Consider the following 695-nt stretch of genomic DNA (forward strand, 5'->3'; position numbering starts at 1 on the left):
CCCTTGCGAAGAACCATGCAGCAAGCCTCTCCCGTGATGGGGAAATCTTTTAAGGAATCACTCATGAAAACCTCCTTTAGTCGAGCGGTATAAATTTTCCACGGCTGGGTGTTCCACCCGTTGCGCCAGGCTCATATTGGTGTTGATGCGGGTTGGGATGTCCTCGACCGTGATCAGTGAAATCAATATCCCTCACTGGGTTTCCCTTTTCATCAAACTCTCTTGCTTGGTCATATCTTCCTCGTCGTCCGTCTCTTTGTCCAAGCTGAGTATGTGGGCGACCCTCCGCTTCGGGGTCTGGTACTGGTGTGTTATGTCTTGGGTGTCTTGGAAGATCTCGATCAGGAAATCTATTTCCTTCATTAGCGCTTTCCGAGTTCGTGCTATTACCCATCCAATTGCGAACACCATTGTAAGTAGCCTCACACATCTGAGAAGTAGCATTTGCAATCGCCGAGCCATAGTTCTTAATAAAAAAATATGTCCCACCAACTACCACCACGCCGGTTGCAACGGTTGCACAACTCACCCATCCAACACCGGGAACAAGACACAACAAACCGGCTGCCGCGGGTACTAACCCACTCGGGTCGGTAAAGCTGTTTGGGTTGCCTCCGACATAACTGTATGTGTTAATGCCACCTCTGAGCCCGATGGGATCGGACTGCATATAGCGCCCGATCCTCGGGTTGTAC

General features: G+C 50.4%; 1 protein-coding gene. It reads right to left on the reverse strand.

What is annotated here, in order from left to right:
• Positions 1–76: 76 nt before the first annotated feature.
• Positions 77–695 (reverse strand): RHS repeat-associated core domain-containing protein (locus AC1DWI_RS25420; RefSeq protein WP_477726221.1); only part of this gene is annotated, 619 nt, incomplete at its 5' end.

This window comes from Polaromonas sp. P3_C2 (assembly GCF_056402675.1).